Genomic DNA, 18,961 nt, shown 5'->3' with positions numbered 1-18,961 from the left:
GTTCTTTAAAAATTATAGGTTACGGTAACTCTACCATTAATACCGGGTTCTGATTGCCAGTATAAATAAGCAGCGTAATTAGATCCTGAATAGAGGTATTCATCTAGTAGGTTGTTCACGTTGAGCTGTACCCTAAGTTTGTCGTTGCTCCATGACAAGGCTCCGTCTAACCTAAAATAATCTGGTAATTGAGATTCATTGTCCGCTCCCCAAGACCAGGTAGAACGGTCTATTTGATATTGATACCCCAATGAGCCACCAAAACCGTGAAGTTTGGATTCTTCAGAGAATTTATAATTAAGCCAGCCGTTGGTAATGTGTTTTGCATGACCGGCTACACGTTGACCGATATTTTCTGGGTCGGTATCTTCTGTAATTTCAACGTTGGTATTAGCGTAGTTGAGTATAACATTCAACTCAGGGGTTACTTCGCCCTGCAGGTCAAACTCAATACCTTTAGATTGTATTTCACCTAACTGTATAGAGAAATTTGGATTTTCTGGATCGGTGACCAATACGTTTTCTTTGGTAATCTGGTAAGCACCCAAGGATGTTCTTAACCTTCCGTTGAAAAAACTCTTTTTAAGACCTCCTTCAATATCGTTTGCATCAACGGGATCAAATGCTTCCCCGGTGAAGCTTACGCCATTTTGACCAATGAAAGAGCGGTCATATAGACCATAGGCGCTTAGTGTAGGTAATATATCCACACTTAAACCTATACGCGGCGTAATTTTAGAATCTGTTTCATCTTTACCTCTTGTGAACAGGTGAGTGTATCTTCCGGCAAGGGTTAATCTTGCTTTATTGTTGAAGAAACCTATTTCATCTTGCAGATATACAGAGCGATTAATTCCCCCATAATTGTAAATATTGTCTCTGTATTGTACCGGGGTAGATTTGTCAAAAATAGGAAGTTCGGTATTTCCGTAAACAGGGTTGTAAATATTAAAGGGTTGATCAACATCCGTTAAGCCGAATTGATTAAAATCTGCCCAATATTCTTTTTGGCTATAGTCAAATCCTCCCAGTATATTGTGATTTATACCACCTGTATGGAATGCTCCGGTAATATAACTTTGAAAATATTTTCCAACGGATAAGGCATCCCAATTGCTAATGTACCTTACGGCATCTCCATTTTCCTCTAAAGACCAGACCCAAGTAGAATTTCCTACTTGATCATAGCGTAAAGAACCAAATTTTGTTTCCCAGCTCCAATTTTTATTAAAGTCGTGTTTTATGGTTCCAAAGAATGTTACTTCTTGAATGTCTGATGCTGGATAGTTGGTATCGGTAAATTTAAAATCTCTATCTAAACTACCGTAGCCATCATCATTAGGGGCAAAAACATAAGCGGCACCCATATAACTTTCTGCCTGTTGTACATTTAATTCTGCCGTTACAGCTGTTTTTTGGGAAAGCTTGTAGGTTAGGGCAGGGGCAAAGCCATAACGCTCAGCGTCTTCATTGCCTCTATGGCTGTCAGCTGTTTGGTACATGGCATTAAAACGGTACAATAACTTTCCGTTTTCTGTTGCCTTGCCGCCAAGGTCTAAAGTAGCTCGGTAATTGTCAAAACTACCGGCCATCAATGAAACTTGACGAATAGTTCTTTCCGTAGGTTTTTTGGTTACTACATTATAAAATCCGCCAGGTTCACCGGCAGACATCATAAAACCTGCAGGACCTTTTACAAATTCTATCTGGTCAACAAAGGCCATATCCTCTGATAATGGACCCCAGGAGTCTTGTACGTTGAAACCGTTTCTAAATGCAGGTAATCTAAATCCTCTCATATTCACCCTGGCAAAATTGCCCCAGTGCTCTAACATGGTTACACCAGATACGTTTCTGATCACCCCATCCATAATACTCGTAGCCTGCTGATCTTGCAATAGTTCACTACTGATGATTTGAATGTTTTGGGGTAGTTTAGCTACTTCTGTTTTTAGACGTAAGGAGGAAGAGGGTGTTTTTACCGCGTATTTGTTATGATGGCCTTTTACCACCACTTCATTTAATTGTTCACTTTTCTCCGGTAACGATACATTCGGTATTTCTTTTATTTTATTGGCAACTACGTTTACTTGTACCTGTTTGGTATCATGCCCCATGATGGAGAATGTTAAGGTGTATGCGCCAGGTGCCAGATCGGTTATCTCAAATTTACCTTTGGCATCTGTGGTAGTACCTAAGCTTGTATGTGAAATAGTGATGTTCACATTTGAAAGTGGTTTATTATTTTGATCAACTACCGACCCTGAGACTCCTGCAGACTGCGCAAAAGTGCTCAATGTGCCTATGAACAAGATCAGTATAGTGTAAAGATTCTTCATTTAATATTAGTTATTTTTAATTAGTCTAAATAAATTTGAAGCGAATTTATGACCTTGTTGTGGATTAGAAATGACGTGAAATGATAAAAAAAAGACGCAGTTTTACAGATGTACAGATTGTAGATTTATCTGAGACCAATAAAATCTCGTATAGTGAAATTGCCGATTGTGTTGAGGTAAAGCAGAACAATGATATTGACCATAAGGTATACCGTATAAAAGATTCATTTGGGCAAGGCCGTATAGATGTAATACAAATTGAAGATGTTTGTATATCTGCAATGCATTTTAGGTTACAGAAAGATATTATCTTAAAACAACAGCTAACTATAGATTTTGTGCAGCTTACTTTTTTAATTGAGGGTGAACGGGTAATATCTGTTGCAGGTTGTGAAGATATTTTTTTAGGTAGCGGTGATTCTTACATGGCAAATATTAAATCTTTTCATGGCACGTCTAAGATTGCGGGGAACAAAACTTATAAGGAAATTAAAGTAAGGTTGTCTAATGCGTTCTTAACAAAACATGGCTTTTTCAATGATCTTAAATTAAAAGAACTTATAGATGATAATTTGGTTGTACCCATTTCTAATGAGATGATGGTAATTCTTGAATCTTTTGATACGCTGAGTTTAGAAGGTACGGCAAGACTAATTTATTTGAAGGCTAAGGTTTTTGAAATGTTGGCCATTCAAGTTTCCAATTATAAGAAAGAACATTACAAGAACAACTCGGTCCAAAATAGTCACAGGGTAAAGAAACTTTTAAGTGTCAAAAAAAAGATCAGTGATAATTTAGCCATTAATTATTCGGTGGCTACATTGTCTAAAGAAGTGGGTATGAATAAAACCCTGCTGAACCGGGAATTTTTGCGGGTTTTTGGACAAACCGTTCATGAATATAGTATCAATAAAAAAATAGAAAAGGCTAAATTACTTCTGGTGAACACTGATTTGCCTATTTATGAAATTGCGGAGCAAATAGGTTATAAGAATGCAACCCATTTTTCTGCAGCGTTTAAACGTCAAGAAGGTACTACGCCCAAAAAATTTAAAACCAATATTCAGTAACTGGCATTGTGTATTGGCTAGGTTACTAGTTTATTAAAGAGACGCCTATGCCAAGGGTTGTTTGTCGGTGATTGTAATCTATAAGCGTTTCTCCATATCCATCAAAAAACTGTACATGGCCATTGAAGTTTTTATGAATTGGAAAAGACCAGTTCAACTGTAGACTTCCCCTGCTTTTATCTCCTAAATTCAGTGAATGCCGGGCTATGGCTCTAAAACGTTGCCTGCCCCAATCATAGGTAACGTCGGTTTCACCTCTTCCTATGTAATCAGATATATTTTCGTTATCGTCAATTTTGCTTCCCACACGTAACCATGGTTTTAGCATTACCTGCCAGTTGCCTTTTTCAAAACCGGCGTGCAAGGCAATACGGTTCCAGCTTCGGGAGATGGGATCCGACTGTCCGTTTGATTCATGAATGACCGAAATACCCACCATTTTTGCATCAAATCCGAGAATGGGAAACTTAATTGGGAAATTGGCTATGATTTCTGGCTTATAATTCAGTTCTCTAAAAGGTCTTGAGCGCTCGGTATTATAAATTTGCCAGTAGGCAGTTTGCGAGTAACCCATCCAAAGATCCATTCTCCCGCCCAGCATATTATGAAAAATCTTTGTTTTTAAACTGATTTGAAATTTTGCTTCAACAGCATTTAAACTATTGGGTTCGTCTAGGGCTTTATCTGAATTTTCGGCTACAGGAAACTCGTTAGGGTTTGTGGAATATTTAGCCAATGTCATGTAGATAGGCTTATAGGAGGTAAGGATAAAATTGCCACGATGATGTTCATCATCTAGCTCCCACAACTCGGTCAAGGTCTTACTATTATTAAAATACCAATTATCATCTTCACTATCTTGTGAAAAACCTGTGGTATAGCCAAATATTAAAATAGAGAAAAATAAATAAGTTGTTTTTAAGCTCATGATAAATTATAAAGTGGCAAAATTATATATTTGATTAGAATTCATAGTCGTATTCGTGCGATATCTTAATGTAATTGATAGAGATATGAACCCAGCAGAGCACTATATTTATAACCAACCGGAACCGTACAAAGGTATTTTAATGCATCTACAAATGATGATCGAAACAACCTTACCAGGTGTTGAACTAAAATTTAAGTGGAATATACCTTGTTTTTACATTGGGAAATCTCCCATTTGTTATTTAAATGCAAATCATAAAAAAAAGTTTGTAGATATTGCTTTTTGGAATTCTGCTCACCTTACCAAACATTTGAACGTACTAGTTTCTGAAAACAGAAAAGTAGTACGTTCATTACGTTACACTACCTTAGAGGAAATAGATAACGATATTTTAGTTGATGTTTTACAAGATGCTTATTCCGTTCGTAAAAATGGGTTTTATAAGCAAAAGGATTTACTTTGATTGTAAATGTTTAGTACTATAAACCTTATTTAATAGTTAGATTTCACTATTTTTCTCTAACTATAATGTAGTAAATTACATAAAACCAGCCCAAGATTCCGTGTAATAGCGCATACAGAATTGATTTGTTTCTGTCCCATGAAATTACAATAGCAAGTGCGCTACCTATCCCAATTCCATTAGTAACTACAGTTTGTGTCATTCTGGTACTTCCTGTTTGTTGACTAAAACATTCTATAGAAAATAATAGTAGAATAATTGATGTCAGTTTTATTTTATCCATTTTAGTTTATTTCTAACTTGTATTTTAACATCTAAATATTCCGCTGGGACATTACCGAATTCTAGTGTTTTTATTTTTTTTAAACTAGTAATCTCCTGAGAAGGTAAGTTCAAAGATGAATCAAATCTTTTTAGTTCTTCTAATTTTAATAAGGGTTTTAATGAAGCATCCAGAACTTTAGTATTCATTAAAGACAAATATTTGAGGTTCTTTAACTTTTCAATCGGTTTTAAATTCTTTATTTCTTGAGTTGACCACATACTCCCTTCAATTGCAAGACCTTCTAGTTTCAAGCATTTAGAAATCGGTTCAAATTCATTGATTTTTTTAATGTGCTCAAGTTCTAATGTTATTAAAGAATTCATATCTGCTAAACACGTAATACTTTCAATTTGTGAAGAACTGCCAAGATGAAAATGCTTCAATGATTTTATTTTTACCATTCTCTCAATGGTTTTTATACTACTCCATTTAATCCATATGCCTTCTAGATTTGGCATTTTGCAAACTGTGTCAAAAGTTTTTTGGTTTACTTTAGAAGTAAACCAAAGGTATTTTACTTTTGATAGTTTGGGTAGGGTATCACACCATTTGTCAACTAACTTTGTTTGTTGGTAAGCACTTAGATTTGTCTGTTGGGTAATATCTAAATTTAATTTATCACCTCCATTATACTCATCAAGCTTTGTAACCTTTTTAGGAGGCCATTCTTTTTCTGGATTAAAAAACCAAAACCCTCTGACTATATCTTCTTCGGTCATTAATAATGTTTACTGATAGAAAAAAATACTAAAACTCATTAACAACAGCTCTTAACGCCACTAAATCTGTCAACAGCTTTTTCATTAATCCTAAGTCTAACATATTGGCACCATCACTCTTGGCATTGGCACAATCAAAATGCGTTTCAATGAATAGTCCGTCAACTCCTGCAGCAACACCAGCGCGAGCCATGGTGCCGATCAAAGCTGGTCTACCACCAGTTACGCCAGAAGATTGATTGGGTTGTTGTAAAGAATGGGTTACATCTAATACCACGGGAGCAAATTGTTTCATGGTAGGTACACCTCTAAAATCTACGATCATATCTTGGTAACCGAACATGGTTCCACGATCGGTGATGATAGCTTGCTCGTTTCCGGTTTCGGTAACTTTATTTACGGCATGCTTCATACTTTCCGGGCTCATAAATTGCCCTTTCTTTATGTTGACCGTTTTTCCAGTTTGGGCAGCGGCAACAACTAAATCGGTCTGGCGGGCTAAAAATGCAGGTATTTGCAATACGTCTACATATTCGGCAGCCATAGCGGCATCTTGTTCTGTATGTATATCGGTAACCGTGGGGACTTTAAAGGTTTCAGAAACCTTACGTAAAATTTTTAGAGCCTTTTCATCTCCAATGCCCGTAAACGAATCCAGCCTACTACGGTTGGCTTTTTTAAAACTTCCTTTAAATACATAAGGTATTTTAAGCTCATCGGTAATGGTCACAATATGCTCTGCAATGCGCAATGCCATATCTTCACCTTCAATGGCACAGGGTCCAGAGAGGAGAAAAAAGTTGTTACTGTCCGTATGTTTTATTTGGGGTATAAGAGATAGGTTCATTCGTCGAATATTTTTAAACAAAGATACTATTTTAAGAAGCTTACTGTTCTATTAGGATAAGATTGTCGAAATCAAAAATCTGAATGAAGATCAAACAATTTACTTTATTAACAGTGCTGGCGTTTGTTGCATCTAATATACATGCTCAATTTGGTAAAAATTGTGAGCTCAGGCAAGTAAAGATCAACCTTATAAATCCCGGTCTAGAGTATGAAATGGCATTGGGTGCCAATACTACTTTTGATATTAAAGCTGGTATTCAAGTGGCATTAGATCCATTGTTGCCAGATGTTTATGATGAATTGGGTGTTTTTCCGGCAGTTGCCGCTCAGTATAGATATTATTACAACTTTGAAAAACGACAACGCAATAGAAGACAGATTTATGGCAACTCTGCCAATTACATAGCACCGGCTGCAGCGGTGTTTTTTCCAAGTCCTAGAACTATTGCCAATGAAAATGTAAAAGGTGCTTTTGGGTACGGAGGTTTGGTAACAGGTTTGCAGCGTAGTTATGATAGTGGTTTTAATTTTTCGGTAGATGTTGGTGCGGGCTATTACGCTGGGCAGTTTGAGGGCGGAATCTATCCGGTTGCCAACTTAAATATTGGCTGGATCATCAGTGAGAAACGTTGGTGTGTGGGTAGGTAATATCTTACCTTTTTTCTTAATATTTCTTTAAATCAAGTGTTTACCTTTTTTTAATCTTGTAGTTTTAGTTGTAACATCAATCAATCTACATGAAAAAAATCACACTTGTTTTACTGTTCTTATCAGTTTCCTTGTCAAATGCACAAATAAGGGATTTCTCGGAAAAAGGTAACGGACTCATCAATCTAGAGCGTCATCAATTCACCATTAATCTATTGGGACCAGGTATTAGGTACGAGCTAGGGTTATTTAAAAATGTAAGTGCTTCTACAAGTTTTACTCCGGCATTTGCAAGATACCAAGAAGGCTATGCTTTGGGTTATGCATGGCATACCAGAATTAGATATTACCATAATTTTCAAGAGCGTTTAGATGTCAATAAGAATATTGTTGGAAATTCTGCAAATTATATAGGTCCTGCGCGTAGTATTTTTTGGGAGCCTGTACAGTTTACAGATAATATCTCTGACGGAAATAGTGATTATGCCTTTGCATTCTATGGCGGAGTATACGGTATTCAGCGAACCAACAGAAAAGGTTTCAATGTAAATGCAGAAGTGGGTTATGGCTATTTTGATTCAAAAACTTTAGATAGCGGTCATGGCTTTTTGCTTAATGTGACCTTTGGATGGGTCGCTACCAAAAGAAAATCTAGAAAGCCCACTTTTGATTGATTATTACAACATTCATATTACATTCTTAACTAGCTAAATTTTTAAAACATAATTAATGAAATCCATATGTTTTTTTGTAATGATGCTTCTTTGTGCTTCATATTCAAGTATTGCACAATCTGGTATTAACAAGTTTAATTTAAATTTTGACAAGTACAATGAAGAAACTAAAAATGCAGAAGGTTGGGCTAAATGGGGATTCTATGAATTTTCTAAGGCGGTTAAATTAGATAATGAAAATTACGTAGGTAAAGTTGTTTCCGATAAAGGAGGTGATTTTGGTTGTGTAATTTATAAAATCCCTTCTTTTTATAAAGGAGATAGTATACAGTTATCTGGAAAGATTAAAACGGAGAAAGTGAAAAAAGGTTACGCGGGTTTAATCATGCGTATTGATGGTCTAAATCAAATGATTCAACTTGAAAACAGTCATAAGAAGGGGATTGAAGGAACAACTGATTGGCAAGAGTATTCTATATCATTACCATTTATGAATAATGCGAAAAATATTTTTGTTGGAGGAATTTTACAAGGGAAAGGTACAGCTTGGTTTGATGATTTTAAGGTTACAATCGATGGACAAAATATTCAGGTAATGGATGAAATTGAGCAATTTCAACAACTTGAAAATGTTGAACCTGAGTTGGTGACTATCTTTGATAATTACAAGATGAATTTGACTTTTGAAGATGATTTTTCACAAGGTGCCAGTTTAATTCCATTAATTAATATTGTTGAGAATAAAAGAATAGTGTCCATAGGTGAAGACACGCATGGAACGGCTGAATTTTACAAGTTTCGAGCTGCTTTAACTAAGGCTTTGATAAAAAATAAAGGTTTTAAGACCATAATTCTTGAGAGTCCGTTTGACGATATTGAAGTGCTGTCGAAAAATCTAAAGTCTACCCCAATGAATGAGTTGATTCATAGTTATTTACTTTCAATTTACCATACGCAAGAAATGAAGGAGTTTTTAGACTGGTTAAAATTTGAAGGTATAGCAATGGGGGTAAAATTTAAGGGTTGTGATGATTCATATTGGTTAATTCATGATTTGATTGGGAGCGAACTAGCTTTACAATCTGATATAGAAATAGCTAGACGAAGTAAAGAATACTTGTCAATTGTAGAAAAGTATTATGGAGAAAATGACAGAAATAGATTCAAGATTGGGAGTGGTGTTTATCAATCCCTACTTTCAATTGATAAATATTTATATGAAAACGGATTGCAAACCGCCAGACTAAATGAATTAATACATAACGCCAAGAATAGCTTTCTAAATTATTGGTTAATAGAGAATGGAAAACCAATCAAATCTCGGGATGAAATAATGGCGGAAAGAGTTACATTTCTGGCAGAGAATAACAATGAAAAAATAATTGTTTGGGCTCACAATGCGCATATTAGTAATGATGTAATTATTGATAATGAAATTGGTTTAATGGGGAATCAACTTAAGGAAAAATTTGGAAAAGATTATTATTCTATTGGTCTGTGTTCTCTAGAGGGTAGTTACACTTATATAGAGAATAATTTTATTTATGATGATCACGACTATTCAGATAAATTATTGAAAGAAGTGATTACATTTCAACCAGATACTTCATGGGAGCAGGTTTTTAATAAGATTAGCGCATCACCTTTTTTTATTGAATCTTTTGATATTAATAAAGGGCTTCCTGGAAAAGAGGTTTTTGGAAAACTCAAACTCTTGGGGTACACGAAGGAAACTAAAAATGATTATTATGATGCATCGCTTTTGAGCATGTTCGATGCCGTTGTATTTATACCGCATACTTCTGCAACAACACCTTTGTTAGAAGATTAACAATAAGCTACCAAAAGAAAATCCAGAAAGCCCACTTTTGATTGATTTGGTCTGGTATTTGATATACATCCCGCATAAAATCCAATCAATCTACATTATGAAAAAAACCATTTTTTTATCCGTTATTCTATTATCCGCTTTTTATTTGAATGCACAATCTGTTAAGCATGTGGAAGACGGACTTTTTAAAGTTAATGCCTTAGCACCAGGGATATCTTATGAACTAGGGGTTGCTGATAAAACTACTTTGAATTTAGAGGCGTTCTTAGGATTTGCACTTAACGGCGGTACAGATAGGGAGACCAGGTTTGGATTATATCCTGGCGTAGAAGCAGATGTAAGGCAATACATAAATTTTAATAGAAGATTAAATAAAGGAAAGAATATATCTGGCAACTCGGGTAACTATATTGCATTTTTAAATCAACTTCAATTGGGTACGCCAATAATTGGTGATTTGGAATACGCCTCGGATTATTTTTATAACGGTGCTTTAGTATATGGTATTCAGCGTACTTACAGAAAAGGATTCTATTGGGGCTTGGCTTTTGGTCCCGGTATTTTTGTTGATGATTTTTATAAGGATGCAGGTATTTTAATAGATGTTAGACTTGGTTGGATTGTAGGTGGTAGAAAAAAGTAGTATACCCATAAGGGAACTCTCTCAAAATCAATAAGATAAAAATAACATAAGTTTAAGTGTAGCTATAAATATTTAAAGTATCTTTGCACGCTTAAATAAGACCTTATGTCCACTACTACAAAGAATATTGCGATCATTGCGCACGTTGACCACGGTAAGACCACCTTGGTAGACAAAATAATGTACCACTGTAGCTTGTTTCGTGAAAACGAGAATACAGGTGATTTAATTTTGGATAATAACGACTTGGAAAGAGAGCGTGGTATTACCATTACATCCAAGAACGTTTCCGTTGTATATAAGGATACTAAGATAAATATAATAGATACTCCTGGTCACGCCGATTTTGGTGGTGAAGTAGAGCGTGTATTGAACATGGCCGATGGTGTTTTGTTATTGGTTGATGCTTTTGAAGGTCCCATGCCACAAACACGTTTTGTATTACAAAAAGCAATTGATCTAGGTTTAAAGCCATGCTTGGTAATTAATAAGGTAGATAAGGAAAACTGTACTCCAGAAGAGGTGCATGAAAAAGTTTTCGATTTGATGTTCGAGCTTGGTGCAGAAGAATGGCAGTTAGATTTCCCTACAGTATACGGTTCTGCAAAGAACAACTGGATGAGTACCGACTGGCAAAATGAAACTGAGAACATTGAGCCATTGTTAGATATGGTAATTGAGCATATTCCTACTTTTGAACCAAAAGAAGGAAACACTCAAATGTTGATTACATCATTGGATTTCTCTTCATTTACAGGTAGAATCGCTATCGGTAGATTGCAAAGAGGTACATTGAAAGAAAATCAGCAAATTTCTTTGGTGAAGCGCGATGGTAGCATTGTGAAATCCAAAATAAAGGAATTGTACGTTTTTGAAGGTCTTGGCCGTAAAAAGGTACAAGAAGTTGAAACGGGTGATATTTGTGCTTTGGTAGGAGTTGAAGGTTTTGAAATTGGTGATACCGTTGCTGATTTTGAAAATCCAGAGGCATTGAAGACCATTGCTATAGATGAGCCAACAATGAGTATGTTGTTTACCATTAACGACAGTCCGTTCTTTGGTAAAGATGGTAAGTTCGTTACTTCTCGTCATATCAACGACAGACTTCAAAAAGAATTGGAAAAGAACTTGGCGTTACGTGTAAACGAAACTGATAGTGCGGATAAATTCTTGGTATTCGGTCGTGGTGTATTACACCTTTCAGTTTTAATTGAGACCATGCGTCGTGAAGGGTATGAATTACAGATCGGTCAGCCTCAAGTTATTATAAAAGAGATCGATGGTGTAAAATGTGAGCCTGTTGAGGCATTGACCATAGATTTACCGGAAGCAGTATCTGGTAAAGCGGTTGAAATGGTTTCTATGCGTAAAGGTGAAATGACCAGTATGGAGGCTAAAGGCGATCGTATGGTATGTGAGTTCATTATACCATCTAGAGGAATTATTGGTCTTCGTAACCAATTGTTGACTGCTACGGCGGGTGAGGCTATTATGGCACACCGTTTCTTAGAGTACCAACCAATGAAAGGTGAAATTCCACAAAGACAGAATGGTTCTTTAGTTTCTATGGAAACAGGAAAGGCTATTCCTTATTCTATAGATAAATTACAGGATAGAGGTAAGTTCTTTGTTGATCCAGGTGAAGATATTTATGAAGGTCAGGTAATTGGTGAGAACTCTCGTGGAGATGACATGACCGTGAACATTACCAAAACTAAAAAACTATCTAACGTACGTTCTTCAGGTGCAGATGATAAAGCCAAGATCGTACCGGCTATAAAATTCTCATTGGAAGAAGCTTTAGAATATATTCAAAAAGATGAGTATGTTGAGGTAACTCCTAAATTTTTACGTTTACGTAAAATCTATTTAACGGAGAACGAGCGTAAGCGTAATAAAATAGCTTAAAATAAAAGTTCTTTTTTCTTAAGGACTTTTTTCCTTTACTATGTAAAAGCCACCTATTTAGGTGGCTTTTCTAATTTGTATACTTAAGGGGAAACTGTGCGTATTTAATTTTATCAATTTCTATTGGTTTTATAATTGATTAAAGCTATTTCATTAAGAAAAACGCAAAATTTTAAGATAGATTTTCCTACTTTCTTAATAATGGGTTCATCCTGCAATTTTCTTCGTTTAGAGTCTATTTTTTAGCTAATTTAAAGTGCAATTTAACTCAACTCAAACACTTATTAATATGCAACTAAATGGTAAAAATGTACTCATTACAGGGGGTACTCGCGGAATTGGAAAATGTATGGTTCAAAGCCTTATAAAAGAGGGAGTAACCAATATAGCGGTGATTGCTCGTGATAAAAGTAATCTCAAGCAATTAGCAGAGGAGTACCCTGAAGTAAACTTTATGAAAATAGCCGGTGATGTCGCCAACATTGAAATATTGAGAGATGCCGCAGCCCGTATAGAAGATAAATGGGGGCATCTGGATATTTTGATCAATAATGCAGGTATAGTTGCGGCTGGTCCGTTAGAGGATATACAAGATGAAGATCTGTACGATCAAGTTGCCGTTAACCTTACCGCTGTTCTGTTGTTGACAAAGTACTGTATTCCATTGTTGAAGTCATCTGAAGATGCATATATTCTAAACATTTCTTCGGGATTAGGATTGATCGGAATGCCGTTTTATGCTGTTTATGGTAGTACCAAAGCTGCAATTCGTCAGTTTTCAGATTCTATGAGGCGCGAATTGGCTCCTTTCAAAGTATCGGTTACCTGTGCTTTTCCAACGGCTACGGATACCGAGATGATGCAGAAATTTAAAGGTAGAAAAATGGATGCACCTGAGTATGTAGCAGAGCGATCATTAGAAGGTTTATTTAATAAAGAACTTCAAGTAATTTTTGGCGGTGAAGAACGACTCAAGGAAAATACCCTGAACTTTGAAGCACCCCAAGAATTGGATAAAAAGGTTGCCGAGAATTATGAGGAACGTAAAACCGCTAGTTTAGATCATAAAGCCGTATGATTTTTACTGGGAAATAAATAAACGGCACACAATTATGAAATTACTTTACAAATTTTCACTTTTATCAGTTTTTGCAGTAATCGTATCCTGTAAAGAAACTCCTAAATCAGTTGATAAAGCTTCCAAAGAAGTGGTTGCGGAATCTAACGTTATTTCTTACCCAGATTCATGGGTAAATTCAAGAGTTGAAAAAGCGAAAAATAGATTGAATGAAACCGAGGCGGGTAAAATTATATGGAATGCTATGGAAGCGCATGGCGGATTGGATACTTGGTTTACCAATGGTCCACTAACTTTTCGTTTCAATTATCAGCCCTTAGACGGGAAAACGGCAAGAGATAGCTATCAAACGGTAGATACTTGGAGCAACCGTGCGGTACATACAAGTGCTACGGATAGTTCGGCTAAATTTGGGTGGACAGGTGAAAAGGCTTGGGTCATGGCAAAGGACAGTACGGCATTTGCCTATGATACTAAATTCTGGGCGTTGACACCCTTATGGTTTGTTGGTCATCCGTTTGTTTTAAGTGGCGAAGGAGTGAACTTAGAGCTATTGGAGCCTACTACCTTTAAAGATAAAGACTACAATGTTGTAAAAGTAACTTTTGATGCAGGCACGGGCGATGCACCGGACGATTACTATATTCTTTACGTGAATAAAGAAAGCAATAAAATTGCGGTAATGAGATACATTGTTTCTTACCCGGAATATTTTAAGGACGGTGGTCATGCTCCAGAAAAATTCACTGAATTTATTGGTGAGCAAAAAGTTGATGGTATTACTATGCCCGGTGGATTTAAAACGTATTGGACAGTAGAAGGTAATCAGCCTGGTGAGTATATAACCAAAATTGATTTTACCGATGTCTCATTTGAGAATGATCTACCAAAAGACTTTTTTGATGCTCCGGCAGATGCTAAGATTTTGAATTAAGGATATAGCTTAATTAAAATAAATAAAAAATCCCAAAGTTACCTTTGGGATTTTTTTTTGCGATGTGGTTGCTAGCACTAAACTTTTTGTGCTTTATATTGTGAAGCAACAGCGGCACCTATAATACCCGCGTGGTTCTGTAATTCTGCAGGTATGACCCTGGTCTCTATTTTTATTTTTGATTTGAACTCTTTAAAGTCCTTTGAGGCACCGCCGCCAAGTATTATTAAATCTGGAGATACGATCAATTCTACATACTCTAAGAATTTGTTGAATCTTTTGCCCCATTTTTTATAGGAGAGTCCTTCACGGTCCTTGGCTGATCCCGCTGCCCATTTCTCAATTTTGCTATATTTTTTATAGGGAATTTGTCCTAGCTCAAAATTAGGAATCAATCTTCCGTCAAGAAATGCGCCACTTCCTAAGCCGGTACCAATGGTAATCATTACTACAAAACCTTTTTCTCCTTTACCGGTACCATAGTTCATAGTAGCGTATCCAGCAGCATCGGCATCATTGATTACGGTAAAATCCAATCCGGTTTTCTTTTCCAGTAATTCTTCTACATTAACACCTAACCAACTTTTATCTAGATTACCTGTGGCTTTACAGATTCCGTTTTTAATAATAGTAGGGAAACCACAGCCCACTTTGCCTTTGTAGTCAAAATGCGCTACTATCTGGGCTATTACATCTGACATTGCCTCGGGTGTTCTGGGTATGGGAGTGGGTATTCTAAAACGTTCTGAAATCATTTCTCCGGTTTCAGAATTAACTAACGCTCCTTTAATTCCAGAACCACCTACATCAATACCAAGTAAAGTCATTTTATATTTTGTTATGAATTACAAAGAAACGAAAAAGTTTCGGCTCTTTGAAGTGCTATTATTTAGTGTGTTTTTTACGTTTATGGATGTCTATAATTTATAGCATAAAAAAAGGACCTTTTTAGGTCCTTTAAGTGTTTTATTCGGGCATAAGCAAGTTTGTAATCGTGCTTACTTGAATTTCCTCATCATCCTCGTCCATCTCTAGATCAATCGTAAAAGTAATAGAGAACTGTCTACCTACAAACTTAGAGCTGTTAAGGTCGTACTTTGCACTTACGCCATTGGCAACGTTGTTGAATTCAACACGCTCTCCTTCGTCGTCAGTGAACACATAAGTACCATTTATGAAGCCTTCATAGGTGGCGTTCATAGTGCTTTCGTCTTGCCCGTATGCGGTCAAGGTAGAAATGGAAACGAACAATACAATTAATAGTGATTTCATTTTTTTCTTGTTAAGTTAATTATCGATTTTTTTGCCTGATTTTAGTCCTGTTTTTAGGTCTAAAATTCTGAATACAAATGAAATCTAATTAGTTGAATAACGATTAATTTTATCATTTTATTATGAAAGATTTTTATAATGTTAAATAGCTGTAAACCAGTTCGCTATTTTTTGAATAATGAAGTAAAATATTTTTGGATAACACTATTTAATAGAAAAATTACGTACTACCTTTACTATATTAAACATTAGTATACATTGAAAAACTATACATCTCCTCTACAATTTACGCTGGTTACCATAGTGTGTTTTTTAGCATCTAATTTTGGTTATTCGCAAGACAGGGTATCTACTGATAATATTCAACAATGGGTTCAAAAATATAAGGTGGATATAAGGGGTCCGTATAAAGATATTCGTTGGTTCTGTACGGATGGTAGTATTAGACAACCAAAAGACCCCTGCCCGGATAATATTGGTCCTGGCGTGCAACATGCCCGTTATAAAGATGAAGTGGTCTCCTTGGGTGAGACCAATCATATTTATTTAGGTCAAATTTTGGCATATACGGATATTGATCAGCTGTGGGATGCCGGTCATAACCACTCGCGCTTAAAACAGTATCAATTGGATAAGTATTTGCGATTGGTAGATAATGGCTGGATCAATCAAAAAGGGCAGTTCTATAGAGGCTCTGTACAGGTAGAAGACGAAGAGGCATGGGGAATCGATTTCTATAAAACTATTTTGGCAGATGATAAAGTTCTGCGCAATAACTTTTATCTCATACGCCAATCTTTAAAGGATATACCCCACAACGGTGATGATAATGTTGCACAATTAATGCGAAGCCAATCTAAGGTAATCTCGGATATATACACACCGTTTATGGACCTTAGAACCAAGATCCATAGTCAGCCGGAAAAAGCCGATATTCAAAAAGTAGTAGATTTTAAAACGAAACATCAAAAATCATTGACAACCGATTTAATTAAGAAATTAGACGGATTGGTAACTACGATGAATACGTTTTTTAAACCGGTTGATGTTCAGGCGTTGCTAAACACATCTAAGTTGGTAAAAGGGACTTTATTGGGAGATAAAGTACAATCTTTTATAAATGCAAAGGCAGATAATGACAACCCGTCCTATATTGTGAATGAAACGGCACAATTACTTTTAGATATCAGGGAAGATCTGTTAACAGAAAAGCGGTCTTTGGCACGTTTGCAGTTATTGGATATTTCTTTGAAGTTAGAAGAGTTGCTATTTCAAAACGCGCCTAATTGGGAGCCCGATACAGTTAGTGGTCAGTTAGAAAAAATATGTGCATTGACCACGGCATCTGTGGGTGCCGGCTATTTAGAATTGTGGGAGTGGGAGCAGATTTCTGGTACGCTCAGTAAATTTGGTGAAAGTAAATTGACTTTGGCAGAATTGACACAAGTACTAGAAACTGCAAGATCTGCCGTGGAGTGGAGCGCGGCGACAGTTAAAGCCAATTATCAAGAAGTAGTAAATACGTATACGGCTTTTGAGCCTAAATCATATGCATTTATAGATGATAGAATTAGAGGTTCCATTGCTTTGCATTTGGGGCAAAGTGTAGGGCAGTTGGGCGATTTTATATCTAAAGAATCCGCTTTGACCAATAAAGTTATGGATATTACCAATCAAAGTACCTTCAGGGGCTTGAACCCTGGTTATGCCTTTGGTGAATTGGTGGTAGTAGATGGCTCATCTGAAGATATTGAGGTATCGGCAGATAAAATTTATATTTTTCAGCGCTCTCCGTCAGACCTAAAACCTGTGGCAGGTATTGCCACTGTGGCTGAAGGTAATATGGTATCGCACGTACAATTATTGGCGCGTAATTTAGGTATACCCAATGCCGCCCTATCTGATCAGAATCTTCAGAGTTTAAAGAAGTATGATGGTGACCGTGTATTTTATGCGGTTTCAAATAAAGGGAACGTGATCTTAAAAGCAGAAGCGCAAATGACAGATCAGGAACGCGGACTGTTCCTAAAGAAAGAACGAAATACCGATAAGATAGAAGTGCCAGTTGAGAAAATTCAATTAGGTACTACAGATGTGCTGAACATGCGAGATGTTGATGCGAGTGATTCTGGTGCCTTATGCGGACCAAAAGCTGCTAACCTTGGTCAGTTGAAAAAGATGTTTCCAGAGCAAGTGGTAGAGGGGTTGGTAATACCTTTCGGGATCTTTAAAGATCATATGGATCAAACCATGCCTGGCGAAAATACTTCGTATTGGGAGTTTTTAAATAGTATGTTTAAAGAGGCTGAGCGCATGAGAGGTACAGATATGCCTGAACCCGAAGTTGAAAATTATCAATTAAGACAATTGGAGACGCTAAGAACGGCAATTAAAAAAATGCCTTTAAAAGAAGATTTTAAAAATCAATTGGAGACTAAATTTAAATCGGTTCTTGGTGCTGAGTTTGGTAAGGTTCCTGTATTCTTACGTAGTGATACCAATATGGAAGATTTAAAGGAGTTCACCGGTGCCGGACTAAACTTGACTTTATTCAACGTGTTGGACAAAGAAAAGATTATTGAGGGTATTAAAGATGTTTGGGCATCGCCATATACAGAGCGAAGTTTTAAATGGCGCCAAGTGTATTTGTTGAATCCAGAGAATGTATTTCCTTCCATTTTGGTGATCCCAAGTGTAGATGTAGATTACTCGGGCGTATTGATTACAAAGGGGATTAATTCAGGTAATGATAAAGACTTGACCGTTGCATTTAGTAGAGGTGCGGGTGGTGCTGTTGATGGGCAGTCAGCGGAAACATATACAATCTATAGTGATAACGGATATCGCTTATTGGCTCCTGCGCGTGAAGCCTTATACAATACGCTTCCCGCCACAGGTGGTACGGGCAAAAAAATAGCCACTTTTGAGCATAGGGTTTTGAATGAAAAGAACATGGCGGATATTAAAACCTTGGCAAAGACCATTAGAGAAACAATGCCAAAAGAAACAAATTCGGATTATGAGGGTGCTTATGATGTGGAATTAGGTTTTAAGGAAGACAAATTATGGTTGTTTCAAATAAGACCGTTTGTTGAAAATAAAAAAGCGTTGAGTTCTGGGTATCTGGAATCCATCACCCCAAAAATTAATACGGCAAAAGAAATTTCGCTGAGTACAAAAATATGATATGAATAGAAATTGGTTTGTTTGTTAGCCATGTGTTTTCTTGTTTTTATGGCTTGTAATTCAGATGTTACATATAATAATTTTTAAAAGT

General features: G+C 36.3%; 16 protein-coding genes. 10 read left to right on the top strand and 6 right to left on the bottom strand.

Annotated elements, in window-relative coordinates; all coding sequences use genetic code 11:
• Positions 1–5: 5 nt before the first annotated feature.
• Positions 6–2,339 (bottom strand): TonB-dependent receptor, encoded by a 2,334-nt coding sequence (locus I600_RS06885; protein WP_058103720.1) that lies wholly within the window; start codon positions 2,337–2,339, stop codon positions 6–8.
• An 80-nt stretch (positions 2,340–2,419) separates the two neighbouring features.
• Between I600_RS06885 and I600_RS06880 the strand changes: the two genes are divergently transcribed.
• Positions 2,420–3,409, top strand: coding sequence for a helix-turn-helix domain-containing protein (locus I600_RS06880; protein WP_058103719.1), 990 nt, complete (start codon positions 2,420–2,422; stop codon positions 3,407–3,409).
• Between the two features lie 25 nt (positions 3,410–3,434).
• On the opposite strand, the gene I600_RS06875 is transcribed toward I600_RS06880, so the two are convergent.
• Entirely contained in the window at positions 3,435–4,337 is a 903-nt protein-coding gene (locus tag I600_RS06875; protein ID WP_082642905.1) for a phospholipase A, read from the bottom strand.
• 85 nt (positions 4,338–4,422) lie between these two features.
• On the opposite strand from I600_RS06875, the gene I600_RS06870 reads away from it, so the two are divergent.
• On the top strand, positions 4,423–4,803 hold the full coding sequence (locus tag I600_RS06870; RefSeq protein WP_058103718.1) for a DUF1801 domain-containing protein: 381 nt from the start codon (positions 4,423–4,425) through the stop codon (positions 4,801–4,803).
• A 270-nt stretch (positions 4,804–5,073) separates the two neighbouring features.
• Here I600_RS06870 and I600_RS06860 read toward each other — a convergent pair whose 3' ends face one another.
• A complete protein-coding gene (locus tag I600_RS06860; protein ID WP_058103716.1) occupies positions 5,074–5,847 on the bottom strand; it encodes a leucine-rich repeat domain-containing protein in 774 nt (257 codons plus the stop codon).
• Positions 5,848–5,875: 28 nt separating this feature from the next.
• Positions 5,876–6,694, bottom strand: a complete 819-nt coding sequence (gene kdsA, locus I600_RS06855) for a 3-deoxy-8-phosphooctulonate synthase (protein WP_058103715.1) — start codon at positions 6,692–6,694, stop codon at positions 5,876–5,878.
• An 83-nt stretch (positions 6,695–6,777) separates the two neighbouring features.
• Here kdsA and I600_RS06850 point away from each other — a divergent pair, with 83 nt between their 5' ends.
• The 7 genes from I600_RS06850 (at position 6,778) to I600_RS06820 (ending at position 14,412) form a co-directional block, all read left to right on the top strand.
• A complete protein-coding gene (locus I600_RS06850) occupies positions 6,778–7,344 on the top strand; it encodes a DUF3575 domain-containing protein (protein ID WP_058103714.1) in 567 nt (188 codons plus the stop codon).
• A gap of 89 nt (positions 7,345–7,433) precedes the next feature.
• Positions 7,434–8,018 carry a hypothetical protein gene (locus I600_RS06845; protein ID WP_058103713.1) on the top strand — a complete coding sequence of 195 codons (585 nt, stop codon included), beginning with the start codon at positions 7,434–7,436 and terminating at the stop codon, positions 8,016–8,018.
• Between the two features lie 55 nt (positions 8,019–8,073).
• Positions 8,074–9,849, top strand: coding sequence for an erythromycin esterase family protein (locus tag I600_RS06840; protein WP_082642904.1), 1,776 nt, complete (start codon positions 8,074–8,076; stop codon positions 9,847–9,849).
• Positions 9,850–9,946: 97 nt separating this feature from the next.
• Positions 9,947–10,492, top strand: coding sequence for a hypothetical protein (locus I600_RS06835; protein WP_058103711.1), 546 nt, complete (start codon positions 9,947–9,949; stop codon positions 10,490–10,492).
• 105 nt (positions 10,493–10,597) lie between these two features.
• Positions 10,598–12,400, top strand: coding sequence for a translational GTPase TypA (typA, locus tag I600_RS06830; protein ID WP_058103710.1), 1,803 nt, complete (start codon positions 10,598–10,600; stop codon positions 12,398–12,400).
• A gap of 289 nt (positions 12,401–12,689) precedes the next feature.
• Entirely contained in the window at positions 12,690–13,478 is a 789-nt protein-coding gene (locus I600_RS06825; protein WP_058103709.1) for an SDR family NAD(P)-dependent oxidoreductase, read from the top strand.
• 34 nt (positions 13,479–13,512) lie between these two features.
• The gene (locus I600_RS06820; protein WP_058103708.1) at positions 13,513–14,412 is read left to right on the top strand and encodes a DUF6503 family protein; all 900 of its coding nucleotides are present in this window, start codon (positions 13,513–13,515) and stop codon (positions 14,410–14,412) included.
• 77 nt (positions 14,413–14,489) lie between these two features.
• On the opposite strand, the gene ppgK is transcribed toward I600_RS06820, so the two are convergent.
• A complete protein-coding gene (ppgK, locus tag I600_RS06815) occupies positions 14,490–15,239 on the bottom strand; it encodes a polyphosphate--glucose phosphotransferase (protein WP_058103707.1) in 750 nt (249 codons plus the stop codon).
• Positions 15,240–15,378: 139 nt separating this feature from the next.
• Positions 15,379–15,684: a hypothetical protein gene (locus I600_RS06810; protein ID WP_058103706.1), complete on the bottom strand. Its 306-nt coding sequence runs from the start codon at positions 15,682–15,684 to the stop codon at positions 15,379–15,381.
• Positions 15,685–16,704: 1,020 nt separating this feature from the next.
• Between I600_RS06810 and I600_RS06805 the strand changes: the two genes are divergently transcribed.
• Positions 16,705–18,870 carry a PEP/pyruvate-binding domain-containing protein gene (locus I600_RS06805; RefSeq protein WP_245188871.1) on the top strand — a complete coding sequence of 722 codons (2,166 nt, stop codon included), beginning with the start codon at positions 16,705–16,707 and terminating at the stop codon, positions 18,868–18,870.
• The last annotated feature ends 91 nt before the right edge of the window (positions 18,871–18,961 follow it).

The organism is Maribacter dokdonensis DSW-8 (assembly GCF_001447995.1).
In the GTDB taxonomy this organism is placed as follows: domain Bacteria; phylum Bacteroidota; class Bacteroidia; order Flavobacteriales; family Flavobacteriaceae; genus Maribacter; species Maribacter dokdonensis.
This window is presented reverse-complemented; position numbering and strand designations above follow the sequence as displayed.